This window comes from Chlorobiota bacterium (assembly GCA_016700335.1).
Classification (GTDB): Bacteria; Bacteroidota; Ignavibacteria; order OLB7; family OLB7.
Genome location: CP065014.1, coordinates 976,886 through 1,003,797 on the forward strand (window position 1 = coordinate 976,886; position 26,912 = coordinate 1,003,797).

The 26,912-nt window shown below is 29.2% G+C and carries 17 protein-coding genes and 1 pseudogene; 9 read left to right on the plus strand and 9 right to left on the minus strand.

The window, feature by feature from the left end; genetic code table 11:
• Positions 1–143: 143 nt before the first annotated feature.
• The 5 genes from IPP08_04075 (at position 144) to IPP08_04095 (ending at position 9,631) form a co-directional block, all read left to right on the plus strand.
• On the plus strand, positions 144–2,897 hold the full coding sequence (locus tag IPP08_04075) for a hypothetical protein (GenBank protein QQS67351.1): 2,754 nt from the start codon (positions 144–146) through the stop codon (positions 2,895–2,897).
• A gap of 28 nt (positions 2,898–2,925) precedes the next feature.
• Positions 2,926–3,648, plus strand: coding sequence for an MtnX-like HAD-IB family phosphatase (locus tag IPP08_04080; protein ID QQS67352.1), 723 nt, complete (start codon positions 2,926–2,928; stop codon positions 3,646–3,648).
• A gap of 370 nt (positions 3,649–4,018) precedes the next feature.
• Positions 4,019–7,555 (plus strand): vitamin B12-dependent ribonucleotide reductase, encoded by a 3,537-nt coding sequence (locus IPP08_04085; GenBank protein QQS67353.1) that lies wholly within the window; start codon positions 4,019–4,021, stop codon positions 7,553–7,555.
• Between the two features lie 284 nt (positions 7,556–7,839).
• Positions 7,840–8,787, plus strand: coding sequence for a methylmalonyl Co-A mutase-associated GTPase MeaB (meaB, locus tag IPP08_04090; GenBank protein ID QQS67354.1), 948 nt, complete (start codon positions 7,840–7,842; stop codon positions 8,785–8,787).
• 229 nt (positions 8,788–9,016) lie between these two features.
• On the plus strand, positions 9,017–9,631 hold the full coding sequence (locus IPP08_04095; protein QQS67832.1) for a septal ring lytic transglycosylase RlpA family protein: 615 nt from the start codon (positions 9,017–9,019) through the stop codon (positions 9,629–9,631).
• Positions 9,632–9,881: 250 nt separating this feature from the next.
• Here IPP08_04095 and IPP08_04100 read toward each other — a convergent pair.
• The 6 genes and pseudogenes from IPP08_04100 to IPP08_04125 all read right to left on the minus strand — a co-directional run bounded on the left by IPP08_04100 (position 9,882) and on the right by IPP08_04125 (position 17,195).
• Positions 9,882–10,355: pseudogene (locus IPP08_04100) on the minus strand (DUF1801 domain-containing protein).
• A gap of 36 nt (positions 10,356–10,391) precedes the next feature.
• Positions 10,392–10,961: a dihydrofolate reductase family protein gene (locus IPP08_04105; protein ID QQS67355.1), complete on the minus strand. Its 570-nt coding sequence runs from the start codon at positions 10,959–10,961 to the stop codon at positions 10,392–10,394.
• A 159-nt stretch (positions 10,962–11,120) separates the two neighbouring features.
• On the minus strand, positions 11,121–11,309 hold the full coding sequence (locus IPP08_04110) for an RNA-binding protein (GenBank protein ID QQS67356.1): 189 nt from the start codon (positions 11,307–11,309) through the stop codon (positions 11,121–11,123).
• 732 nt (positions 11,310–12,041) lie between these two features.
• Positions 12,042–14,429 (minus strand): aminotransferase class I/II-fold pyridoxal phosphate-dependent enzyme, encoded by a 2,388-nt coding sequence (locus IPP08_04115; protein ID QQS67357.1) that lies wholly within the window; start codon positions 14,427–14,429, stop codon positions 12,042–12,044.
• 194 nt (positions 14,430–14,623) lie between these two features.
• On the minus strand, positions 14,624–15,772 hold the full coding sequence (moeB, locus tag IPP08_04120) for a molybdopterin-synthase adenylyltransferase MoeB (GenBank protein QQS67358.1): 1,149 nt from the start codon (positions 15,770–15,772) through the stop codon (positions 14,624–14,626).
• 70 nt (positions 15,773–15,842) lie between these two features.
• On the minus strand, positions 15,843–17,195 hold the full coding sequence (locus IPP08_04125) for an MATE family efflux transporter (GenBank protein ID QQS67359.1): 1,353 nt from the start codon (positions 17,193–17,195) through the stop codon (positions 15,843–15,845).
• A 217-nt stretch (positions 17,196–17,412) separates the two neighbouring features.
• Between IPP08_04125 and IPP08_04130 the strand changes: the two genes are divergently transcribed.
• From IPP08_04130 to IPP08_04140, 3 genes are all read left to right on the plus strand, one after another.
• Positions 17,413–17,910, plus strand: coding sequence for a biotin/lipoyl-binding protein (locus IPP08_04130; GenBank protein ID QQS67360.1), 498 nt, complete (start codon positions 17,413–17,415; stop codon positions 17,908–17,910).
• A gap of 131 nt (positions 17,911–18,041) precedes the next feature.
• Positions 18,042–18,737, plus strand: coding sequence for a PspA/IM30 family protein (locus tag IPP08_04135; GenBank protein ID QQS67361.1), 696 nt, complete (start codon positions 18,042–18,044; stop codon positions 18,735–18,737).
• A 35-nt stretch (positions 18,738–18,772) separates the two neighbouring features.
• Positions 18,773–19,213, plus strand: a complete 441-nt coding sequence (locus tag IPP08_04140) for a hypothetical protein (protein ID QQS67362.1) — start codon at positions 18,773–18,775, stop codon at positions 19,211–19,213.
• A gap of 72 nt (positions 19,214–19,285) precedes the next feature.
• Here IPP08_04140 and IPP08_04145 read toward each other — a convergent pair whose 3' ends face one another.
• Positions 19,286–20,608: an AAA family ATPase gene (locus IPP08_04145; GenBank protein QQS67363.1), complete on the minus strand. Its 1,323-nt coding sequence runs from the start codon at positions 20,606–20,608 to the stop codon at positions 19,286–19,288.
• A gap of 65 nt (positions 20,609–20,673) precedes the next feature.
• Positions 20,674–24,150: a DNA polymerase III subunit alpha gene (gene dnaE, locus IPP08_04150; GenBank protein ID QQS67364.1), complete on the minus strand. Its 3,477-nt coding sequence runs from the start codon at positions 24,148–24,150 to the stop codon at positions 20,674–20,676.
• A 419-nt stretch (positions 24,151–24,569) separates the two neighbouring features.
• Here dnaE and IPP08_04155 point away from each other — a divergent pair, with 419 nt between their 5' ends.
• Complete coding sequence (locus IPP08_04155) at positions 24,570–25,241, plus strand: ATP-binding protein (GenBank protein ID QQS67365.1); 672 nt, start codon at positions 24,570–24,572, stop codon at positions 25,239–25,241.
• A gap of 4 nt (positions 25,242–25,245) precedes the next feature.
• Here the strand turns inward: IPP08_04155 and IPP08_04160 are convergent, their stop codons facing one another.
• Entirely contained in the window at positions 25,246–26,766 is a 1,521-nt protein-coding gene (locus tag IPP08_04160) for a polysaccharide deacetylase family protein (GenBank protein QQS67366.1), read from the minus strand.
• Between the last annotated feature and the right edge of the window lie 146 nt (positions 26,767–26,912).

A 26,912-nucleotide genomic window follows, 5' to 3' on the forward strand; every position in this document is an offset into this window, starting at 1 on the left:
TGTAATGGGTGTTATAATGATTTTATCATTATTTTTATAAATCTGAATTATTTTTTATGTTGAGAATTTTAATATCTTGAAGCAAACTAGAAATATTTTTTGCTTTAATTTATTTTTAAAGTAGTTAAAATTAAATAACAAAAATGAAAACAATCTTAATAGTCTTAATTATATTCTTAATTACTTTAATAGTTAGTATTAATGCTCAATCCACTTTTCAGAAAACATTTGGAGGGTCTAATTCTGATGCAGCAGGTTCAGTATTATTAACTAAAGATGGTGGATATATTATTGCAGGTAATACAAGTAGTTATGGAGAGGGTAGTAGTGATATTTATCTTATTAAAACTAATTCCATTGGAGATACAATATGGACAAGAACTTTTGGTGGATCAGATTTTGAAGCTTGTACAAGTATTGCTTTAACAAGTGATGGTGGTTTCATTCTAACTGGTTCAACCAAAAGTTTTGGTGCTGGAAATTTAGATGTAATTTTATTAAAAGTTAGTTCAAGTGGATCATTATTATGGTCTAAAACTTTTGGTGGAATTGAAGTAGATTTTGGAAATGAATTAATTCAAACACAAGATGGAGGTTTTTTAATAGCTGGAGAAACAAGCAGTTATGGCTCTGGTGGATATGATGCTTATATTATTAAAACAGATCTGAATGGGAATCCTATATGGTCTAAAACCTTTGGAGGTGCTCTTTCTGACGGTGCTTATTCAATTCAACAAACAAATGATAATGGATTTGTAATAGTTGGTTATACCAGAAGTTTTGGCTCTGGTGTTCAAGATGTATTACTTTTAAAAACTGATCAAATAGGCAATTTAATTTGGTCGAAAACTTTTGGTGCAATAGGATCTAATCAAGAAGTCGGACATTCTATAAAACAGACTAGAGATAATGGGTACGTAATTTGTGGATATACAAATAGTTATGGTGCTGGTGGATACGATGTATATTTAATAAAAACTAATTCATTAGGTCTTCTTTCTTGGTCAAGAACTTATGGTGGAAGCTCTAATGATAAAGGATATTTTGTAAACTTAACTTCAAATGGCGGGTTAATATTAACTGGGGAAACTAATAGTTTTGGTAATGGAACTAACGATGGTTATATTATAAATACCGATTCAATCGGAAATTTAATTTGGTCAAATTCAATTGGTGGAGTTTTATCTGATGCTTTAGGTTCCTCTGAACAAACCCCAGATAATGGATTTATTATTTCTGGATTTACTAGTAATTTTGGATCTGGTAACAACGATGTTTTCATAATTAAAACTGACTCAGATGGAAATTCTGGTTGTAATCAAACGAAATCTTTAACAATTGTTAATTCTCCAAATACATTAGTATCAAGTCCTCCCCCACTAATTTCTACTGGATTTATAACTTCAACTCCAAATACAAAAGTAGGGAGTGGTGGAAAAGTTAAAGAAGTTTGTAAAACAATTAAAATTGATTCAACCCCATTAACAAAATCAAATTATTTGGATTCTACTACTTATGATTTTGGAACAATTTGCAGTAAATCAATAATTAGAAAAACAATACTTATTACTAATACAGATTTAAATAATATAAGTGTTTTATCTATAAATAAAATTTCAAAAAAGCCAACAAATTTTTGGATTACTTCTCCTACCAATAATTTATTACCTCAAGTAATAACACCTAGTTCAAAATTTGGAATTGTAATTTCATTCAATCCATTAATTTTAGGAAAACAATACGATACATTTCAAGTTAAAATTAAAGGGTTAACCGATATAAGTTTTAATTTTGTTGTATCTGCTTTTGTTCAAAGGGGTGAGCTTGTTGTAGCTCCAACAGTTTGGGATTTTAAATCTAATTTAGTAAACAATAATATTAACTTGGATATTACTCTTTTTAACAACGGATCTCAAGATTTAAAAATTGTAAGCTATTACGTTACATCCAACAAAGGAAGTTTTTATTTTAATAATTTTTTGCAAGATATTAATATTTCTCCTGGTATAACTTTACCAAGCGTTATATCAGTACGACCTCGAGACACGGGCTTTTATTCAGGTCTTGTCTGTTTAATTATTAGTCAACCTTGTTTGGATACTTTTTGTATTCCAATTTCAGGTTATGCAAAATCGAATGGTACTGGTTTATTACCAGCTATAATTGATATGGGTATTCCAGTTGATGTAAAAGGTATTCCAAGAAGTTTTGTTTCAATCCCTTTAACATTAGAGCGAGAAGACAATATTATTCAATCAAAAGCAAGAACAATGCATGGTAAATTACGAGTTAGATCCACATTACTTGTTCCGTTTGGTGCTAGAAGTTATGAAGAAAATTTTTCAGATATTGGAAACAATTTAACAGGAACTATCTTATCATCTAAAGTTGAAGGTGATTATAGAATTGTCGAATTTGAGATTAGGAATACTACTTATCCTGCACCACCTTCAAGCATTGGATTTATTGATGCACAAGTTTTGCTTGGTGATACTATTCACTCTAACTTAACCTTAGACACGCTTTATTGGACCGATGGGAATGTTGTTAAAGTATCATACAGAGGTGGTCTTTTCACTTTAGATGGCTTTTGCCCTTATGGTGGCAACAGGTATATTTCTAATTCATTATTACTTCCAAAAATAAATTTCATTGCCCCAAATATTGTTAGAGATTTTGGTATAATCAATTTTACAGTTTTGGAAACTGAATTCTCAAAAATGAATTTGTTTAATTCTAATGGAGGATTTGTAAAAAATATTTTTAATGAAAATAATATTAAACAAGGTGTCTATGAATATAAATTAGATGTTTCAGACTTAACATCTGGAAATTATTATTTAGAATTAAAATCCCCAACCACATCATTTGTTAAAAATATTAGAGTTGTAAAATAATTTTATGCAGTTAAGTTATTCAGACATTATGCTAAATAGAAATCCTATTAATTTATTTATTGATTTTGATGGTACAATCTCTTCAACAGATATTGGAGATACATTTTTAGATGAGTTTGTTGTTAGAGAACCATTACACTCCCAACTTCTAAAAGGTGATATTAATGTTAAAGAATTTTGGAATTCTTTAGTTTCTCAATTAATCAAACCTATTACCTCAGAGGCTTTAACAAGTTTTCTTGAAAATATTTCTATTGATTCTGGATTTGCATTACTAATAGAATTATGTAAAAAAAATAATATTGGAATTATAATAGTTAGTGATGGTTTAGATATTTACATTAAAAAATTTCTTGAATTAAATGGTATAAATTCAATTCCTTTCTTTGCAAATAATGCTGAAATTTCAATTGATGGAAAACTAAAAGTTAGCTTTCCAAGGGGATCTGAAAGTTGTAGTTGTTTCCCAGCTTTATGTAAACGAAATGTATTGTTAGAGTTTACAGAATCTGATTCAATAGTTATTTATGTTGGCGATGGACATAGTGATATGTGTGCTGCTGAACATTCTGATATTATTTTTGCTAAAAAGCATTTAGCAAAATTTTGTAATGAAAAAAGACTACCTCATTACCCTTTCAAAAATCTTACTCAAGTTACATTTCAATTGAATAACCTAATAATTAAAAACAAACTTCGTAATCGTCATAAAGCTCAGTTAATGAGAAATGGTGCTTATATTCAAGAATAAATTTATATTTTCTAAATATTACTCACAATAAATATTTTCAATAATTTGTAAAATATCCAAATTTTATATTAAATAATTTATCATACAAATCTGAATCATAAATTTTTTATAAAAATCTTAGGATTTATCAAATAAACTACACTAATTCAAAACAATCCTTTATTTTTTGCGACTTATAGAGAGTATAAACCTTATATGTTAGTTTAAAACTAATTTGAATTTGTATTTCTAAAGATGTAATATCATGCCGTTATTGCAATAAAATATTCCAAACCTATTTGAAAGCTTCATAGCTTATATTGCAAAAATAAATTAACTACGTTTCTTTCACATCAGGTTATTATACCTCAGAAAATTAAAACTAATATCAATGAAAATCAAACGCATTTTTACTCAAACAGGCAGAAATGTTTATGATATGTTTGAGTATGCAAATCGCTCAAGTATTTTAAGAAACACAAATGGTTCGGTTGTCTTTGAAATGAACAATGTGGAAGTACCTAAAAATTGGTCACAAGTTGCAACCGATATTTTAGCACAGAAATATTTCAGAAAAGCAGGAGTACCACTTCAAGATGAAAATGGAAATCCTATTTTGGACCCCAAGGGTAATCAAGTGCTTGGAGCCGAAAATAGTATTAAACAAGTTGCTCATCGTCTTGGAGGATGCTGGACTCATTGGGGCAGAGAACATGATTATTTTGATTCGGAAGATGACGCAATAACATTTTATGATGAAATTGTATTTATGCTAATGTCTCAAATGGTAGCTCCAAATTCACCACAATGGTTCAACACAGGTTTGGCTTATTCATATGGAATAACTGGTTCATCTCAAGGTCATTATTATGTTGACCCAAAGTTAAGAAAGCTCAAAAGAAGCGATGATTCTTATACTCATCCGCAACCTCATGCTTGTTTTATTCAATCTGTTAGTGATGATTTGGTAAACGAAGGTGGCATATTTGATTTGGTAACTCGAGAAGCTAGAATTTTTAAATATGGTAGTGGTACTGGAACAAATTTTTCTTCTGTAAGAGGTACTAATGAGCCCTTAAGTGGTGGAGGTCAATCATCTGGATTAATGTCATTTTTAAAAGTAAATGACAGAGCTGCAGGTGCTGTTAAGTCTGGTGGTACAACCAGAAGAGCTGCTAAAATGGTAATCTTAAATATTGATCATCCAGATATTGAAGAATTTATTTCATGGAAAATGAATGAGGAGCAAAAAGTTGCTGCATTAGTTGCTGGTTCTAAAATTTGCAATAAGTTTTTAAATGAAATAATTGAAGTAGCTCTCAAAGAAGGTACTGATTATTCAAATCAAAATTCAAATCTAAATAAAATAATTCAACGATCTTTAAACAGAGGGATTCCTTTGAATTATATTGTTAGAGTTCTTAATTTAGTTGAGCAAGGAGAAACATCTATTGATTTTAAAGAATTTGATACTCATTATGAAGGTGAGGCTTATAATACTGTTTCTGGTCAAAACTCTAATAATTCTATTCGAGTAACAAATGATTTTATGCAAGCAGTTGAGGAAGATGGTTCTTGGCACTTAACAACAAGAACTGATGGTAAAGTGATAAAAACTTTGAAAGCTAAGTTATTATGGAATAAAATAAATTTTGCTGCTTGGTCTTGTGCTGATCCTGGACTTCAATACCATACCACAATTAATGAATGGCATACTTGCCCAGCTGATGGTGAAATTAATGCTAGTAATCCATGTTCAGAATATCTATTTTTAGATGATACTGCTTGTAATCTTGCTTCTATCAATTTAGCTCACTTTTACGATTGGGAAAACAGAGTTTTTAAAATTGAAAATTATAAACATTCAATAAGACTTTGGACTATTGTATTAGAAATTTCTGTACTGATGGCTCAATTTCCTTCAAAAGAAGTGGCTCAAAGAAGTTATGATTTTAGAACTCTCGGATTAGGTTATGCAAATTTAGGTACAGTTTTAATGACAGCTGGAATACCTTATGATTCTGAAGTTGGTCGTGCTTGGGCAGGAGCTATAACGGCAATTCTAACTGGAGAAAGCTATTCTACATCTGCAGAAATGGCAAAGGATCATGGCCCTTTCCCTAAGTATAAACATAATGCAGAAAATATGTTGAGAGTGATAAGAAACCATAGAAGAGCTTCTTATAATGTTAACTCGAATGAGTATGAAGGCTTAACTATTACACCTCAAGGTATAATTCAAGATTTATGCCCTCAAGATTTATTAGCAAGTGCTAGAGAATGTTGGGATCGTGCTTTAAGTTTAGGTCAAAAATATGGATTCAGAAACGCACAAGTAAGCGTGTTGGCACCTACTGGAACAATTGGATTGGTAATGGATTGTGACACAACTGGCGTTGAACCTGATTTTGCTATTGTTAAATTTAAAAAATTAGCTGGTGGGGGTTACTTCAAAATTGTAAACCAATCAGTTAATAAAGCACTGCAAATGCTTGGTTATACTGATGTTCAAATTAATTCAATTGAAAAATTCTGTAAAGGTCATGGTACTTTAGTTGGTTGCCCTCACATTAATAGACTCACATTAAGAGAAAGAGGATTTAAAGATGATAAGATTCAAATTATAGAATCACAATTAGATTCAGTTTTTGATTTAAAATTTGCTTTTAACAAATGGACTTTAAGCGAAGAATTTTTAGAAGGACTTGGATTTACCAAAGAACAATATGATGATTATTCTTTTAATTTACTTGAAGAGATTGGATTTACACATAATCAAATAGAAGAAGCTAATAATTATGTTTGTGGTATGATGACTATTGAAGGTGCTCCTGGATTACGAACTGAACATTTACCAATTTTTGATTGTGCAAGTAAATGTGGTAAATATGGAATGAGATTTATTAATTATATGGGTCATGTAAAAATGATGTCTGTTACTCAACCATTTATTACTGGAGCTATTTCCAAAACTATTAATATGCCCACAGAAGCCACAATAAAAGAAGTAGAAATAGTTTACTTACAATCTTGGAAACTTATGATTAAAGCTATTGCTTTATATCGTGATGGATCTAAATTATCTCAACCACTAAACTCTATTTCAGATACTGGATTGATTGATGAGGTAACTTTATTTGATTTGATTGGAAGTGAAGATAATTGGGATGAGAATGTTGGTGCTGCTCAAATTAATGAAAAAATTATAGAAAAAGTTTATCACCGTGCTGAACGTAGAAGATTACCAAAACGTAGACATGGCTTTGTTCGGGAAGCAACTGTTGGTGGTCATAAAGTATTTATTAGAACTGGTGAATATGAAGATGGAACGCTAGGTGAAATATTTATTGATATGTATAAAGAAGGGGCAAGTTTTAAAGGGTTGATGAATTGTTTTGCTGTTCTTGCTTCAAAAGCTTTACAGTTTGGTATGCCTTTAGAAAAAATGGTTGACTCATTTACATTTACTAGATTTGAACCTTCTGGTCCTGTCTTTGGTCATGAAGCAATTAAAAATGCTACATCAATAATTGACTACGTTTTTAGAGCAATTGGATATGAGTATTTAGGACGTGAAGATTTTGTTCATGTTAAAGCTGTTGATGAGAACACATCTACTTTAGATATAAATGGAATCACAAATGGAAATATTAATACCTCAGATTCAAAAATTCCAACAAAATTATCTCCAGGTCAAGAATTATATGCAAAACATTCTACAACCACTAAATCTGAAAAAATGAATGAGGTTTTAACGGTAGATAAAGTTCAAAAAAGAAAAAAGATTTTAGATAATGATAAAACTAAAATTGCTATAACACAAGGTTATACTGGTGAACAATGCAGTAATTGTTCTTCTATGAGAGTCAAACAAAATGGTGCTTGTCATGTTTGTGATGATTGTGGTACAACAAGTGGCTGCTCTTAATAAGTTTAATTGAATTTTGAAAAAACAGTAGATTGTAACAATACACTCTACTGTTTTTTTGTTTAAAATATGAAATGAAAAAATAAAATTTAATGTTGTTTATAATCTATTTCAATAAATCTAATTAAAAAATGTAAACTCAGATTACATTTTTTTATGATTACTTATTTTAAAAACTTATTGATTAAAAACTAATTTAACTCAAGTTGGATGTTAAACCATTACTTTCATACTATTTAAAGTTTTCATAACTTCGCTATTCATAAAAAAAGTATAATATAAAATTGAATCAAGATATAAGTAATCGAATCAACCGAGTTACTTCAGGTGAAAGGCTTGCATTAACTCGTTCTATTTCGATGGTTGAAAATGAGTTGGATGGTTGGGAGGAATTCTTATCTGGAATTTATTCCAAGACTGGTAATGCTTATAGAATAGGGATTACTGGTCCTCCTGGTGCTGGCAAATCTTCACTAACACAAAAATTAATTTCGGAATATTTGAAACTTGGGAAAAAAGTTGCAGTAATTGCTGTTGATCCAACTTCTCCATTTACAGGTGGAGCAATTTTAGGTGATAGAGTAAGAATGCAAAATGAATCTATGAAGCCTGGAGTTTTTGTTCGTTCAATGGCAACTAGAGGCTCTTTAGGGGGCTTAAATACTAAGGCTCAAGATGTGGCAGATATATTAGATGCAGCTGGTTATGATATTATTTTGATAGAGACTGTTGGTGTTGGTCAATCTGAATTAGATATAGCTCAAGCAGTTGACACAACTGTTGTTGTTCTTGTTCCAGAGTCTGGTGATTCAATACAAGCAATGAAATCTGGATTAATGGAAATTGCTGATTTATTTATACTTAATAAAGCTGATAGAGAAGGAGCTGATCAAGCAGTAGCATCATTGAAAACTATATTAACCTTTAGAATTACTCATGCCATTGATGAATGGATTCCAGATGTTGTTAAAACAATTGCTAACAATGGAACAGGTATTGATTTGATGATTGAAGCTATTAATAATCACAAATTTCATAATGAAAAAACATTTGGAAATATCTCAAGAAAATTAAATAGAGAAAAAACAAGAGTTAAAGATATAATTAATGAAAGACTAAGACATAAATTTTGGACAAAGGATAATTATGAAAAACTTGATGAAGAAGCAAATAAGCTTATCAATCATCAAACTTCCCCATTAGAACTAGCTATAAAACTAATTAAAGGTTAACTTGAAGAATTCTTTATACATAATATTTTTTTTTCTTTCACAAAATATCTTTTCTCAAACAAATGATTCATTAAGAACAGTTGTTAGAAAACATTGTACCATTGTAACATTTGACCAAGTTAAAAAAGCATTTGAATATTCTAAAGATTCAATACTAATAGTTCCATTTGATCCAGATATAGTAACGATTGGGGAAGTAAGTTGGTATGGTCCGGGGTTCTATGGTAGAATGACTGCTAATGGTGAAATATTTACTGCTAAGGATATGACTTGTGCTCACAAATCATTACCTTTTGGGTCAATTATAAAAGTGACTGATACTAAAACTGGGAATGTTATTGTTGTTAGAGTTAATGATCGAGGACCTTATGTAGGGAGTAGAGTTATAGATTTATCTGAAGCTGCAATGGAGGCAATTGGAGGGAAAGGGAGGGGAACTATTACTGCTAAACTTGAAATAATATCCAGACCAGAAGTAACTCAATCAAAAAAATATATTGAAATTTCTCCTTTCGTTTATAATATTTTTACAACAATTGATGGTTCAGCAAACAAACCCATTGTAAGCGGTTATACAATTTATTATTCATCGTTTAATAATTTTAAAGATGCCTATGAATTTTTAAAAGAAATTGATACCTCTGAAAATAAATATTTTATTACTCAAATACGAACACCTAAACGTATTGATTATGCTGTACTTTCAGGGCTAACAAATACAGATAAGCAATTAAGAAAAGATATAGTTCCAATTTGGAATGAATTTCATGATGCTAAAATTATGTATTTTGAAGAAGGTATGTTGCATGAATCAATCCCTTTTAAAACAAAATCTGCATATTAAAAATATATATTTGATTAACTATTGTTTCCATAGTTATTCTTTCAAAATTTTACTTCTATGAATTACTTTTTCTATTTGTCAGTTACTTTATAACTCAAAAAAACTAGGGAAGTAAATAAAAGAGTTAAGATCGAATTTTTCATAATATTTGTAATTTATATAATGCAACTTTTAATAATTTAAAACTGTAATAAATTTAATACAAATGTTTATGTATATAAATAATTTTTGATCAACTTCGATTATGTATTCATATCATTAAGTTCCTATCTTTAATTTCACGTAGTTTGTAGTTCATATTTTTTCCTTTTTCTATCCCAAATCTTATAGCTTCTTCAAGTAAAATAATATTTTCAACTTTTAATGTTTTAAACTTAATACAATATCCTGTAACACATGCTTTACCTAGTTTATAACCATAAGTTTCTGATAGGTATTTTTTATCATCAATCCCCATTATATAAATAGAGATTCCATTAATATTTGCACTCAAACCAATTTGATAAAATTCTCTATCTTTACTATTTGAGTATTTTATAGTGAGTTCACCCTATCCAATATTTGGATTAGATACTGTTTTACCATTATCGACTTTACCATCAAGAAACCATAATTTACATTTAAGTGAAAACTGCATAATCATACTATGTAAAACTCTCAATTCACTTTGTTTTGGTTCAGTTTGGTTGGATAAATAATTATTGATTTGTTCTTGTATGGTCAAATAAATTACAAAATTGTTATTAGTAATTTGATGCTATCATCTTTCAATAATGTAGTTAAGTTCAGTTACTCCACATGTAAATTGTTGAGTATTCAATAGCTTTAAACTTATTTTATTCTTTATATCCTGAAATAATGGAATCCCTTCACCTAGAATGATTGGATTAACAAACAACCAAAATCCATCAATTAAATTCAATTGCATAAGTGAATGCATTGCTTTAGGACTACCAAATAGCAAGATGTCTGCTCCAGACTGTTGTTTCAACTCATTTATTCTGTCCGTTAAGTTGTTATTAATAACTTCAAGGTTAGTCAAACTAGGATCTTTCATTGTATTTGATAAAACTACTTTGTGAACATATGCATACCACTTTGAATGTTCAATTTCGTGTTTAGTTGCGTCTGATTTGTCACCTGCAGTAGGCCAATAATTTTCCATCATTTGAAATGTTACCCTTCCATACAATGAAGTATCGCCTTCACTAATCCTCTTACCGACATAATCAAAAATTTCTTGATTAACTTTAATCCAGTCTATTTCTCCATTAGGTCCTGCAACAAAACCATCCAAAGATATGTGCATAAATGAAATTATTTTTCTCATAATATTTTTAACATATATAAATTGATGTTGATTATTTTCAATTAATACTAATATAACTACATATTCTTAAAATATAGAGTTCTACAACTGCCACTGATGTAATCTTTAGTTTCAATTCAATGCTAAGTTATTCTCAAATAGTTACTGTTACAAAATTATTTATTCGTCCTTTATCACATCTATGTTTTTAGCAAGTGTTTTAAATTTAACTCCATTTTTCTGCAAAACAGAAATTGTAATATGTCCTGTTTTACTTGTTCTTATGTCCTGAACATAGCCATATTTACCTTTATGTGTTCCTTCAATTACTTTGCAAAAATCACCCTCTTTAAAAATTGTTGTATCCATATTTAATTAATCTATATAAAACGATTGATATTTTACACAATAAAATTGAAACAGTAGATTATTCCAAAACTTAAAAAACATTCTAGGGGGTTGCGGAATATGAGAGTATTAAAAGCACAAATGTACAATAGAAATTCAAATGCTTAAGTTTAGCATTTTAATCCATTTTGGCGAATACTTGATATTATTAGTACAATATTATTGATTTTTAAATTTGCTCTTTAGTTCAATAATTATTGAGTCTTTGCTTTTGATATTTAACTCCTTTTTTTTAATATCTAATTACAATTTATTTTTTTATCATTAACAAAACATTAATAAGTTCTGATCTCATTTCAGCAGTTCAGTGTTAGTTGTAATATTAAAACATTGGATTTCCATTTAAAACATTTGCAAAACTCTACAATTTGATAAAGGTTTAAAACTTCAAACCAAAGTATATTACTCTTAAATACAAATAATACTAATTGTAGGCTTTAGTAAATTAGTTCAACTTATTGTAATTATTTATTAATGAATAAAATATGATTTTACAAAGTTAATTTTAAAAATAAATTTGGAATTTTAACAAACTTAATATTTAAAAGATAATTGATAAAACTAAATTGTATTATCTATCAAAAACTATTTAAACAAAAATGTTTTTTGTAGTTATTCAAAAAAAAATGCCGAAAGTATATCAAACTTTTCGGCATTTAAATTTTTAGTTTTATTAAAGTTTAAACATAAATTTTAATTAATAGGTTGTTCAAAAATTCTATAACGCTTGTATGCTTTTCCGTTCATCATTTCAGCGGCGCGAGTCATAAGTTCGTTATCATCTAAAACCCAGCCAGCTTCTCCATCTGTAATTCCTTTTTTGTAGGTACGTTCCATTATTTCTCTGTACAATAGGGCATCAACTCCAGAACCATGGTACTTAGGAGAAATACCCATGATTATAATTCTAGCTTGTTTAATGGCTTTTCTTTCAGTCATAATATTCATTATAGCAGTTGGTAAATTGGTAATACCTGGAGGTATTTTTTTTCCAGATTTCATTGATTGATGGATATCAGGAACAGCTAATAGAAACCCTGCAACTTCACCATCTTTTTCAGCAAATAAAACAAAATCTTTATCAATAATTTGTTTTAATTCATATGCTTGAGCTTGAATTTCTTCATCAGTCATCGGGACAAATCCCCAGTTAGGCTGCCAAGCCAAATTGTAAATAGTTTTTAGCCTGTTAATTTCCCTAGGATACTCTTTCATATTCAATCCTCTAATAGTAAACCTACCTCTTGTTCTTAACATATCAGTAACCCTTGTAAAGCGTTCAGACATGCATTCTGGATAAGATAACTTAAAAGATACCAAATCTTTGGCAGCCTTAAAACCACAATTCGTTAATAATATTTCGTACCAAATTGGGTTGTATGGCATTAATACAGCACTAGGAAATTCATTACCCTCTACTAACAAGCCAACTTCATCATTCATTGAAGGTGACACAGGACCACGAATTTTGTTCATACCTCGTTCTTTGAGCCAATCAGTTGCTGCATTTATTAAAGTATTTGCAACTGCTTGATCATTAATACTTTCAAAGAATCCGAAGAAACCTGTTTTATCATTATGAGTTTTCAAATGATTTTCATCAATTATAGCAGCTATTCTACCAACAAGTTCACCATTCTTTTGAGCTAAAAATAATTGAATTTTTGCATGTTTATAAAATGGATTCTTTTTAGTATCTATAAGCCTATTCACATTCATCTCAATTGGTGGAACCCAAGTATTATCTTGTTCATATAGATTCCAAACTATTCTAACAAAATCATTTTTCTGTTTTTTATTCTCTACTTTTATAATTGTAATATCTGAAGAATCAATTGCAATAACATTAGATTTAGTTTGTTCAGCAGAAATAGCTGGAGTCTCTTTTTCGAGTAAACCCATATCGCTCCCAATATCTTCAAACAATTCAAGAATTCTATCAAGGTGATTTTTTTCGTGAGTTGCCATAACAGAACAACGCATCATTTGCATACCTTGAATTACACCTGGAGAAATAAATGCGTTTACAAAAACACCTGCATCAAAAAGCCTTCTCCAAAATACAAAACACAAAGTATCATCACCAATAATTACAGGGATAACACCAGTTTTTGACTGAATAACATTGAAGCCAGATCTTTTAAAACCTTCTCTTAAATAATCTGCATTTTCAATTAATTTATCCACCCTCCATGGCTCTGCTTGAATAATTCTTAACGATTCAATTGCTGCTGCAACTGAAGAAGCAGTTGGTGATGCAGCAAATATTAAAGCAGGTGATGTATGTTTGATAAAATTAATTACTCTTTCCGGACCCACAACCCAACCGCCAATTGAAGCAAGTGATTTGGAGAAAGTACCCATAGTCATATCAGTTTCATCAACTAAATCAAAATAGCTTGCTGTTCCTCTTCCACCTTTACCAATAACACCAAGAGCATGGGCATCATCAACCATAATTCTTGCATTATACTTTTTTGCTAATTGAACAAAGGATGGTAAATCTACAATTTCACCACTTGTAGAAAAAACGCCATCAGTAACAATAAGTTTGCCTGAATCAATCGGAATATTCTTTAATTTACGTTCTAAGTCATCTAGCTCACCATGCTTGTATCTTGCAACATCACCAAAGGCACCTTTTGCCATTAATGTTCCAGCAACAATACATGCATGGTTATCTTTATCTGAAATTACATAATCACCTCTACTTACTAAAGTTGGAATAACTCCTTGTGCAGTTTGGTAACCAGTTGTAAAAAGCAAGCAAGCTTCTTTACCTAAAAATTTTGCAATGTCATTTTCTAACTCTTCATGAAGCCTTAAAGTTCCTGTTAAATATCTAGACCCCGAACAACTTGTACCAAATTTTTCAATAGCTTTAATTGCAGCTTCTTTAACTCTTTCATCTGCAGTTAGACCAAGATAATTATTTGACCCTGCCATAATTATATCTCTTCCTTCAATCTTAACAACTGGACCTTCACTCTCTTCGATTGCTCTGAAGTAAGGGTAATAACCTGCTTCCTTCACATCGTCTGCGCGAGTAAAATCATAACATTTTTGAAAAATATCTGCCAAAGTTTAAGTTATAGTTTTAATGATTATAGATAATAAATTCATTTAATATTAAGCAAATATAAAACTTATCTTTTTAAAAATTCAAATTGTATATTTACTTTTAAAAATTGTTTTTATAAGATACTATCGAAAAATATTCTAAGTTATTGAATAATTCTATTTAAAAAAAAGTGTTAATTACATGAATTATAAAATTAATACCTAGGAACATTTGAATCAATTTTAGTACTCCAAGAATCAATACCACCTTTTAAATTTTCTACATTATTGTAACCATTAGAATTCAAAAAAGCACATACTCTTGCAGATCTACTGCCGTGGTGACAATGAATTATAACTCTTCCATTTTCGGGAACTTCATGAATACGGCTCTCAAGTTCAGCCATAGGAATTAGCAAAGCACCTTCTATATTACAAATTTGAAATTCATTAGCCTCACGAACATCAATCAAAGTATGTTCTTGATTATTTAATCTTAAATCATTAAGTTCTTCTACTGTGGTTTCTATAAACATTTGATTATTTTCTTTTGGTTTATCTATTGAACAAAACTCTTGGTAATCAATTAATTCTGTTATTGTTGGATTTGCTCCACAAACTAAACAATTTGTATCCTTATTTAATTTAATCTCTCTAAATTCCATTTTCAAAGCATCATACAAAAGAATTCTACCAGATAAAGAAACTCCAATTCCCGTAATAATTTTAATTGCTTCAGTTGCCATTAAAATACCAATAACACCTGGAAGCACGCCTAATACACCAGCTGTTGAACAATCTGGTATAGAACCAACAGGTGGTGGTAATGGGAACAAACATCGATAACATGGGCTTTTCTTATTAAAACTAAATATTGTAACTTGCCCAGTATGTTTATAAATTGATCCATGTACATTCGGTTTATTTAACAAAACACAAACATCATTTATCAAATATCGAGAGGGAAAATTATCTGTACCATCAATAACAATATCATATTGATTTATAATATTAAAAGCATTTAAAGAAGTTAAATTTTCATCATAGGTATTTACTTCAATATGTGGATTTATCTGATTTAGAGAATCTTTAACAGATTGAATTTTCTTTAATCCAATAAATTTTTCAGTATGAATAATTTGTCTGTGAATATTCGTCTCATCAACAATATCAGAATCAATAACTCCAATTACTCCAACTCCAGAAGCGCATAAGTACTGGAGAACAGGTGAACCAAGCCCACCAGCACCAACAACTAAAACTTTAGCAGATTTTAATTTAAGTTGACTTTCAATTCCAAAACCATCTAAAATAATATGTCTCGAATATCTTTTGAGCTCTGAAGTATTTAATTTTTTTTTCAATTAAATTCTAATAATTTTTCATCAAAAATACAAACCTTAACTATTAACTTTAACTCACAAAATTACAAATTTAAACTTTCTTTAACATCCAACTATTTCCACGAATAGCGAAAATTGAAATAGATGCATAAACAAAATGTCCAATTGTTATTCCCCAAAATACTCCTTCAACATTCAATGAAGTATGTTTCGATAAAAAATATGAAATTGGAATTTGAATGAAAAATAACATGCTAGCAACAATAAACATTGACCTTAACGAATGTCCAGCACCAGATAAACTTCTACTGCATGATTGACCAATAATAAAAAAGAAATACCCTAAAACAGTTATATGCAAATAGTTTTTGACTAAATTAATAACATAATTATTATTAGTAAAAATACCAGCTATATTCTTTGCAAAAAGTAAATAAATTATTCCAACAATCAACATTATGCAACTAAGTTGAAAAATTGCAGATTTAATAAATTGTTTAACTCTTTCAAATTTTTTTGCACCAATGTTCTGTCCAACCATAGTTTCAATTGCAATTGCAAAAGCAAATACAGGCATGAAAGCAAGTGCATCAATTTTTTGACCGATAGTAAAAGCAGCTGCAGATTCTGTACCAAAAAAATTTGAAAATGAAATTAGAATTACTCTAGAAACACTTACAGTAAGGGTTTGAAGGGAGGATGGAATTCCAATTTGAACAATATTTTTTATAATTCCCCAGTCAATTTTTAAGGTTGGTTTTTGTATTTTCAAATTTAATTTTCCAGTAAACAAAATATAAATGCATAAAATTGCACTAAACCATTTTGCAATTGAAGTTGATAAAGCAGCCCCTTGCATCCCAAATTTTGGAAAACCAAACAATCCAAAAATCAGAATTGGATCACAACAAGCATTAATTAAGGCAGAGAAAAATAGGACTAACATAGGGAAAATTGTATTTCCTGTTGAGCGTACTGAAGCATTTGATTGGAATGTTATCATACTTCCAGGAAAACCTAGCAATAATGTTTGCATATAAATTGTAGACTTCTGTAAAAGCTCTCCTTTCAAACCAATTAGAATAAAAACAAATGGTACAACAAAGTATAGTAATGATGCTACAATAACTGAGTAAATCATCATAAAACTAAATGCGTGAGTTACAACTTTTTCAGCTTGATTTTTTTTTCCTTCTCCAATTCTTCTTGCAACAATAACACCAGTGCCTAGACAAAATCCATTACCAAGAGTGAAGATAACAAAGTCGATTTGATCAGCAAAACCGAGGGCAGCAGTTGCAGTATCACCTAACCTAGAAACAAAATACATATCAGTCCAGGTATAAATTGCGTTTATCACAAAACCAAAAGCGAGTGGAGTTGCTAACCTACGAAGAGTTGAATGTATATTTCCATCTATGAAATTATTCTTTGAGTTATTCATAGATTAAAGTAATATTAGTATAGTTCAAAATTAAATTAACTACATTAAAGATAAAAATTTAAAAATAAATTTATTAAAATAGTTATTTAAAAGTTTCAAAATTCTTAAAAAAGAGATTTACTTTTATAAAATTAGAATATATTAGAAAATTAATATTTAAGTTACTTTTTAATATTTTAAATTTGCATTAAATTGAAAATTAAAGTAAAACTATATAATGGATAAAGGTAATTTTAAAGTATTGATTAATAATAAAACTTTTGAACTTGATAAATTATCTCAATGTGATTCAAATTTGAAGTTAAAATCCAAAGGAAAATTTTGTTATGAAGAAAATGGTAAAATTGTAAATTTATTTATTGAAAATAGTGATGAAGATAATTCTTTTATTGCATACATTAATGGTGAGGCTATAAACGTCAGGGTGATGAATAAAAGAGAAGAACGAATTTCGCAGCTTCGAAAAAACACCCAACAAAATAGTAATAAAGGTGTTTTGATAATTTCACAAATGCCTGGCTTAATAAAAGAAATTTTTGTAAAAGTTGGGGATTCAGTAAAAAAAGGTGATCCATTATATATCTTAGAAGCTATGAAAATGGAGAATGAAATTAAATCGCCAGCAGATATGAAAGTTAAAAGAGTAATAGCAATTCAAGGAAATGCATTAGAAAAGAATGGATTAATTATGGAACTTGCAAATGATGAGAACTAGTTTATTGAAATTAATATTTTTAAAATTGAAAAATTATTATTTAATTTTTATTGAATATTATTTTATTGAATATCTAAATAATACTTTGAATAATATCTAAATATAACTGAAAAACTAAACAAAAAATCAACATGAGTATTTTCGGAAGAATGGCTGACATTTTTAAAGCCAACATTAATGATTTGTTAGATAAAGCAGAAGATCCAGAAAAAATGATCAAACAAATGGTTATTGAAATGGAAGAAGCTGTTAATAAAGCAACTTTAGCTGTAGGTTCAGCAATTGCGAATGAGAAATCTTTAGAAAAACAATATAACAGGCAAAAAGTTCAATCTGATGATTGGCAAGCAAAAGCAATTCAAGCAGTAAATGCAGGGCGTGATGATTTAGCTAGACAAGCACTTGAAAGAAAAAATTCTTTAACAAAAAATGTAGAAGATTTAGATAAAATGCTTACAGAATCTAAAGGTACTTCAATTAATTTAAGAGGACAGTTAGATCAGTTAAAATCAAAATTAGATGAAGCAAGAATGAGACAAAGCACTTTAATAGCTCGTTCTCAAGCTGCGGATGCTAAAAAGCAAATTGCTCAAACATTTTCTGGTATTGGAAGTGATGCATTTAGTAAATTTGATAGACTAGAAGAAAAAGTTGATAAAAAAGAGGCTGAAGCTGATGCTTTCGCTCAACTTGCTGGTGAAAATACTTCATTAGATGATCAGTTTAAGCAATTAGGAAGCAGTGGAGCAGTGGATGCTGAGCTTGAAGCTTTGAAAAAACAATTAGGAATGGGTGGAAGTTCAAATGCTGGAGAGTTAACTCAATAGTAGTCTAATTTACTTTAATAAATTTAAATATAATTATGCAAGATACAGAAGTACTAAGGCAATCAGTTGAAGATAAAATAAGAATTTGCCTGAAAGAATATTTTCCAGATTTCAACGAATTCCCAGGAGGAGCTTTTACAGTTTCTCAGGGTTCTGCAGTTATTAGTATATTTTTAAGAGTATGGCATGAAGGGGATATTGCAGTAACATTTACAAGCCAATTAGTTACTGGTGCTGTTGTTGATGCAAATTTGATGGAATGGTTACTTAAGAAAAACTCAGAAATTAACTTTGGTGCTTTTGGGCTGTTGTTTGATAATACAATTGTTTATTCTCATACACTTCCTGGTATGGATTTAAGTGATTCTGAATTAACTTCAACATTAGCAACAATGGCTACTATAGCTGACTTTTATGATGGAGTAATAGTTGAAATGGCTGGAGGAAAATTAGGAATAGAATATGAAATATTCTAAAGATATTTTTTAAGTAATTTAGTAAAACTAAATAAAAGAGGAGCAGTTGTAATATTGCTCCTCTTACTATTTTTAAATATTATCTAAAAGTAATTCTCTTTTTAAAGCTTCTTTTTCAATTTCTAATTGCCTGATTCTACGATTTATTATTTCTAATTCTTCTGGAGTTGAATCTAATTCAATTCTTAATTTAGATGCAGCTTCATCAATCAAATCAATTGCTTTATCTGGCAAAAATCTATCTGCAATATACCTTTCAGATAACTGTGCAGCTGATACTATAGCTGCATCTGTAATTCGTGTTCCGTGATGCAATTCATATTTTTCTTTCAAACCTCTAAGTATTGTAATTGTATCCTCTATACTCGGCTCATTTACCAAAATTGGTTGGAATCTACGTTCCAAAGCAGGATCTTTTTCAATATACTTTCTGTATTCGTCTAGAGTTGTTGCGCCAATTGCATGAAGTTCACCACGAGCTAATGCTGGCTTTAAAATATTTGCAGCATCAACAGAACCTGATGAAGCTCCAGCACCAACTAAAGTATGTAACTCATCTATAAATAAAATGATTTCACCATTTGATTCAGATACTTCATTAACAACACTTTTTAAACGTTCTTCAAATTGCCCTCTAAACGAAGTTCCAGCTATTAATGATGCCATATCAAGAGCAATAATTTGTTTACTTTTTAATCCTTCAGGTACGTCATTCTGAATAATTCTAATTGCTATACCCTCAGCAATTGCAGTTTTACCAACTCCTGGCTCACCTATTAAGACTGGATTATTTTTAGTTCTTCTCATTAAAACCTGCATTACCCTTCTAATCTCATCATCTCTGCCAATAACAGGATCTAATTTACCATTATGAGCCATATCATTTAAGTTCTTTCCATACCTTGAAAGAGCTTGATATTTATCTTCTGGATTTTGGTCAGTAATTTTTTGAGAGCCTCTAATTTCCTTTAATGCAGAATTGACAGAGTCTTTATTTATTCCCTGATCATTTAAAAGCGCAGCAGTTGTAGTTGATTTGTCATTTGTTAGTGAAAGCAAAAGGTGTTCAGTTGATACATAATCATCTTGCATTTCCTGTGAAATTTTAGTAGCATTTTCAATAATTTTTGCAGTGTTAGGAGAAACATATTGATTTCCAATCCCTGCTCCTGATATTTTTGGAAGTGATTCTAAAGTTTGGTTTACTTTTACTTTAAGATAATTAAGATTAGCTCCAATTTTTAAAAACATTGGTGGAACAATTCCATTAGAATCTTGCAACATTGAAGCCAATAAATGTATTGGTTCTATTTGTTGATTGGAATAAGAGGACGCAATTTCTTGTGCAGTTTGAACAATTCCCTGAGCTTTTATTGTAAGTTTATTTAAATTCATATTATGCTTAATGTTGTATTGAAACTGACGAAGTAAATTTTTTAATGTTGTAATAAAATTTAGAATTAACCTACAATTAATTCAATGCTATCATCTCCATAAATTTCTTGAAGACCCTTTATGAATTCATTGTTAGGAGTAATTGAAATTAATTTTGAAACCCATTTTCCTTGAACAACATTTTTATCATTATAAATTCTGAAGATACATTGTAAATCTCCTCTGTGTTTGTTCATTAATTCTTTTGTTAAAATAGCATCATTGTAATCTACTTTATTTAAATAAACATTAATTGCAACTGCACTTGTATATCTAGCTCTGGCTTGATTTATAGGAACAATATCATCTACTATTATCTTTAATTCACTTGCTCCGCTAATATCAGATTTTCCAACAACAAACACAACATCTCCAATATTTATATTTTTTTGATTCTTTTTGTAAGAATCGCTCCAACAAATACACTCTCCTTTTCCAGTAAAATCTTCCAGAGTGAAAAAGCACATCATATTTTCTCTTTTATCTAATTTTGTTCTAATGCCAGAAATTATACCACATGCACGAACAACTTTATTTACATCTTTAATTTCATCAATATCTCCAAATTTAATCTGAGAAAAAGCTTTTACATCTATTGCATAATCTTGTAATGGATGACCACTAACATAAAAACTTAATACTTCATTCTCTCTTTTTAATCTTTCCATATTATTCCAATCCTCAAATTTTGGGAGGGAAGGTTCTGGTAGATCATTATCTAAACCGTTTCCTCCAAACAATGAATTCATACCATTGATTTTGCTTTCACTATAAGCGGCTGCAAATTGAATAGATGCTTCAATTGCTTCAAAACAGGCTCTTCTATTTGAATGTAAAGTATCGAAAGCACCAGAACAAACAAGGCTTTCAAGAAGTCTTTTGTTAACATTACTATTAGAAGATAATCTTTTTGTAAAATCAAAAATTGATTTATAATCACCATTTAATTCCCTCTCTTTAATAAGTTCAGAAACAATACCAGATCCAACATTTTTAATAGCAGCCATACCAAAAATTATATCTCCATTTTCTGATACATTAAAATCTAATGTTGAATTATTTACATTTGGAGGTAATGTTTTGATTTCGAATTTTTTTCCTTCTTCAATTAATCTTACAACTTTAGCTAAATCTCCAGATTCAGCAGTCATGTTTGCTGCTAGAAACTCAGGTGTATAATTTGCTTTTAAGTAAGCAGTTTGGTATGCTATATAACTATAAGCTAATGAATGAGATTTGTTAAAACCATAATCAGCAAATTTCACCATCATGTCCCAAATCTCATTACTTATCTTTTTATCAATTTCATTAATCTTACAACCTTCCAAATACAATGGCTTCATTTCATCCATATATTTAATTTGCTTCTTACCCATTGCACGCCTTAAGTTATCGGCTTGAGCTAAAGTAAATCCTCCTAACTTTTGTGCTATTTGCATAATCTGTTCTTGATAGACAGTTATCCCATTTGTTTTACCAAGAATTGGAGTTAACATTGGATGCAGATATTCTATCTTTTTTCTACCATGTTTCCTTTCAATAAATTCTGGGATATTTTCCATAGGACCAGGTCGATAAAGGGCATTCATTGCAGTTAAATCCTCAAGTGTTGATGGCTTTAACTGTTTTAAATATTCTTGCATAGGTACAGATTCAAATTGAAAAACTCCTATTGTATGCCCTCTCCCAATCATATCATATGTCTTTTCATCATCTAATACAATTTTATCAATATCGATTTCTATGGATCTTCTTTTTTTAATAAGCCTTAGAGCTGAATCAATCATAGATAAAGTCCTTAAGCCTAAAAAGTCCATTTTAAGCAAACCAGCTTCTTCAAGATAATTCATTGTATATTGAGAAGCTAAACCACTACCAGGAGTCTGATATAAAGGTATGTAATTTTCTAATGGACCAGGTGCAATTACTACTCCAGCAGCATGAAGTGAAGAGTTTCTGCAAAGCCCTTCAAGCACTAATGAATATTCTATTAACTTAATAATCTTTGGATCATCAGATTCTTTTAACCATTTCAATTCAGCATTTTCAATTGCTTCTTTCAATGGCTGAACTCTACCAAATTTCACAGTAATTTTTTCTGTAATTGAATTAATTACTGATAAGGGTACACCAAGAACTCTTCCAACATCTTTCAAAACTGCTCTTGATGATAAAGTACCAAATGTAATGATTTGAGCTACTGCATCATTACCATATTTTTGCCTTACATATTCAATTACTTTTTCACGTTCTGTGTCAGAAAAATCAATATCAATATCTGGCATTGAAACCCTATCTGGATTCAAAAATCTTTCAAAAAGCAAATCATAAGGTAATGGATCTACGTTTGTAATTCCAAGAGCATATGCAACAATTGAACCTGCTGCAGAGCCTCTTCCAGGTCCTACAGAAACACCCATTTCTCTTGCAGCACTTATGAAGTCTTGTACAATTAAAAAGTAACCAGCATAACCCATTCTAGTTATAACATCTAGTTCAAATTTAGTTCTTTCATTAACGACCTCATTTGCATTTTCTCCATATCTGGAAGTAATACCTTTCCAGGTTATTTCATCTAGGTATGAATCTAAATTAACAGCTTTTGATTCAGTTGGAATTGGAAAATTAGGCAAATGCAAATCGTTAGGTAACTCTACATTACATTTTTCTGCAACTTCAAGAGTAGAGTAAAATGCATCAGGGAATTCTCCAAGCATTAATTTCATTTCATCAACTGATTTAAAATAAAACTCTGGTGTTTTATACTTTAAATTAGTTTCAATTTCATTTCCTGTTAATGCATTTTTTCCACTTGCATCTCTTATATGTAATAGAACATTATGAGCAACTGCATGTTCCTTCTTAATATAATGAACATCGTTTGTTGCAATAATTTTAAGCCCGAATTCTTTAGCTAATATTGGTGCATGATGTAAGATATTTTTATCTACATCTAAATAATGGTTCTGGATTTCAATATAAAAGTCATCCTTAAAAACATCTTTATACCAACCAATTGCCTCACGAGCTAAATCAATTTCTTCTCGTATTAAATGAGATGATACCACCCCACCTGCACATGCAGATAAAGCAACCAAACCTTTATAATTTTCGGATAATAATTGACGATCTATTCTTGGTTTATAATAGAAACCTTCAGTATGAGCTCTTGATGTTAATTTACATAAATTTCTATACCCTTCTAAATCTTTAGCAAGTAAAATTAGATGATAATAATTACGTGTTTTTGCTTTAGTATTTGTTGCAATTTTATCAAATCTAGAGCCTACTGCCATATAAACTTCACATCCTAAAATTGGCTTAATACCTGCCTTGCGTGCCTTTGTATAAAACTCCATCAATCCAAAAGTTACCCCATGATCCGTTAAAGCCACAGAGTTCATATTATTGTCTTTTGTAGCTTTAATAAGAGCGTCAACCGAACATGCTGCGTCTAATAAAGAATAGTGTGTATGATTATGAAGATGTATAAATTCTGACATTTTTTGAAATTATATTTTAAGAAAAGGGGTAAAATTCCTAAATTAATAGTATTAGTTTGAACTATAAAATTTATAAATAATTTATTATGAATATAAATCTAATTATATTATAAATCTCAATTCAAATTAATTCAATATGTAATTTATTTTTTGAAAATTAATAAAAAAGTCAAGTCCAAAATTTATAATTTTCTTACTAATTAAATTCTATTAATATTAATTGAAACAACAAATAAATAAATAGTATAATTATTAAATTCAAATTGAAATTACAAGATTTGATGTATTAAAGTTTTATTCACTTTTTTATATCAAAAAAAATAAAAATTTGTTTTCATTTATTTTGTAAACAACTAAATTTGATTTGCTGTATTTATTTACTAAACTTATTGGAATAAAATTATTTTACTTTTAAAAATTTGGGAAAGTTGGAAGTTATTAATTGGCAAGGTCTTCGAGATGCAATTGAAATTGGAGAATGTGAGAATATAGAATTCAAACACGAGTTTTCTACTTATGAAAAAATGGCAAAGGAAATTTGTGCTTTTGCAAACACTAGAGGAGGAGTAATTTTAATTGGAATTGATGATAATGGTAGAATTTCAGGAATTGAAAGTGAAAAAGAAAGTACTGCATTAATTGAACATTCATCTCAATTTTATTGTTATCCAGCAGTAAAAATGTATATTAAAGTAATAGAGTATAATGGGCTTGATGTTTTAATTGTAAATGTACCTGAAAGCAATAACAAACCTCATGCTGTAGTTCTTAATAACAATAATTTATCTCCAGAAAAAGATAACAGAGTTTATATAAGACTAAAAGATAAAAGTGTAATTGCAAGTAAAGAAGTGACGAAAGTTCTTGAAGGAAAAAGAGCAGATTCTCCACCACTTCAAATTAAGATTGGTTGGTTAGAAAAATTATTGATGGGGTATCTAGAAAAAAATGAGAGGATAACCATAGCACAATTTAGGTCATTAGCGAACATTTCTCAAAGAAGAGCTTCAAGGTGTTTAGTTCATTTAGTTAGAGCAGGTGTGATAAGAATATTTACAGATGAAGGGGAAGATTATTATACTTTATCTTAACAATTTATATTTTATTTTTTGAGATATAATCTTCAATAGAGTTTCTAATATTCCTCCAGAATGGTCTTCTATTGTCAAATTGAGATACTGATTTATCTTCTGTTAAAAAGTTATTTTTCTCTTTAATAATCTCATCACTTTTAATACTTATAACATTCAAATTATTTGTTGAATCTTTAACTATAAGATTATTTTCTGAATACAAAATAAGTTTTAAAGTTGAATCTAAATTACCCTTAACCTCAACACCTATATTAGAAGTATTAACACCAAAATTTGCATTTTGTCTGATTAACAACCACTCTGAATACTCATTAAAAGTGTAATTATTTATATTTAATTTATTGATATATTCAAAAATTAATTCAAGAACATTTAGCCTTCCATCAAGTGGATGATAGTAAAGTAAAATTGGTTCTTGTAGAGAATATTTTTTGTAAATTACCTTTTTAAAATAGTTAAGTATCTCTTCATCAGTTGCTTTAGTTCTTTTAAAACTACCAATACAAATTGGATGAATTGGTATTTGCAATCTGTTGTTAAAATGATATGGTAAGTTGTCATAATCTAAAGAAAACTCACTTGAATATTTAAAATCAAATTTGTTCAAAGCAATTGCTAGGTTATTACTCCAAGCACCAAAAGGAGCAGCAAATCCATAAACTTTTAACCCATTTTCCTCTAATAAATTTTTACAACAATTTATATCTACAAATTGTTCAATTTCATTATCAAACAACTTGTGAGAATGAGTATGAACTGCTATTTCATCATTTTCAAATTGATTAAACAAATTAATATAATTTTCATGAGCTTCAGAATGAACAAACCAAGTTGATTTAATTCCATTTTTTGAACAAACATTTTTGAGTAAAATCAAATCTTGTTTACTTGAAAAATCAGTATCAATTCTTAATAAAAATATGCTCCTATTTTTTGGTGAATCACATATTTTTACAAATGGAATATCTCCTGTTAAATGTATTTTAATGATGACAAACTCTATCATTTTTCTGATAAAAAATTTGCTATTTTTATTTACAATTTCATCTGGAAATACTTTTGAAGGAGATAAGAAAAATTTTCTTTTAGATGATTTGTTTGAAATTATTTTTTCACAATTAAAACCAATTGAAGCAATAGTTCCATTACCATAATTATAAAAAGCAACTGCCCCATCAAACAATTTATCTCCTTGTTTAAAATGCCTTACAAAAGAGTAAACATCGAATGAGTAACCTTTTTCTAAAATACCTTTTGTATCAATTATACATCTTTTATATTTGGTTTTGTATTCAAATTTAAAATGATTAGTAGTATCAATAATCAATCCATTATTTTGAAGAAATTGATCAATTATATTTTTTTGTTTAATGTACAAATAAGATGTAATAACAATACATGAGTATTCATTATCGGAGAAATTATTCCAATTTATAATAGAATAACAAACACCTAATTGTTCAAATAAAATTTCCCATGCAGGAGTAATTTCAGTAATTCCGATATTAATTTTTTTATTCAAATCAATTTAAGATAAATTCTGTGTCTTCATAAGATAATGGATGCATTTCATACCATCCCTCAAAATCAGTATCCCACCTAACTTCACCTTTTACTTTAATTATATCACCTTTTTTTGGTATTCTGCTTTTATAATCTTTTGATGAA

Coding starts and splice junctions, on each gene's coding strand:
- IPP08_04095 (QQS67832.1), top strand. CDS start 9,017: ATGACTGCTAATGGTGAAATATTTACTGCTAAGGATATGACTTGTGCT.
- IPP08_04080 (QQS67352.1), top strand. CDS start 2,926: ATGCTAAATAGAAATCCTATTAATTTATTTATTGATTTTGATGGTACA.
- dnaE (QQS67364.1), bottom strand. CDS start 24,150: ATGTCAGAATTTATACATCTTCATAATCATACACACTATTCTTTATTA.
- IPP08_04140 (QQS67362.1), top strand. CDS start 18,773: ATGCAAGATACAGAAGTACTAAGGCAATCAGTTGAAGATAAAATAAGA.
- IPP08_04075 (QQS67351.1), top strand. CDS start 144: ATGAAAACAATCTTAATAGTCTTAATTATATTCTTAATTACTTTAATA.
- IPP08_04135 (QQS67361.1), top strand. CDS start 18,042: ATGAGTATTTTCGGAAGAATGGCTGACATTTTTAAAGCCAACATTAAT.
- IPP08_04110 (QQS67356.1), bottom strand. CDS start 11,309: ATGGATACAACAATTTTTAAAGAGGGTGATTTTTGCAAAGTAATTGAA.
- IPP08_04125 (QQS67359.1), bottom strand. CDS start 17,195: ATGAATAACTCAAAGAATAATTTCATAGATGGAAATATACATTCAACT.
- IPP08_04145 (QQS67363.1), bottom strand. CDS start 20,608: ATGAATTTAAATAAACTTACAATAAAAGCTCAGGGAATTGTTCAAACT.
- IPP08_04130 (QQS67360.1), top strand. CDS start 17,413: ATGGATAAAGGTAATTTTAAAGTATTGATTAATAATAAAACTTTTGAA.
- IPP08_04085 (QQS67353.1), top strand. CDS start 4,019: ATGAAAATCAAACGCATTTTTACTCAAACAGGCAGAAATGTTTATGAT.
- IPP08_04105 (QQS67355.1), bottom strand. CDS start 10,961: ATGAGAAAAATAATTTCATTTATGCACATATCTTTGGATGGTTTTGTT.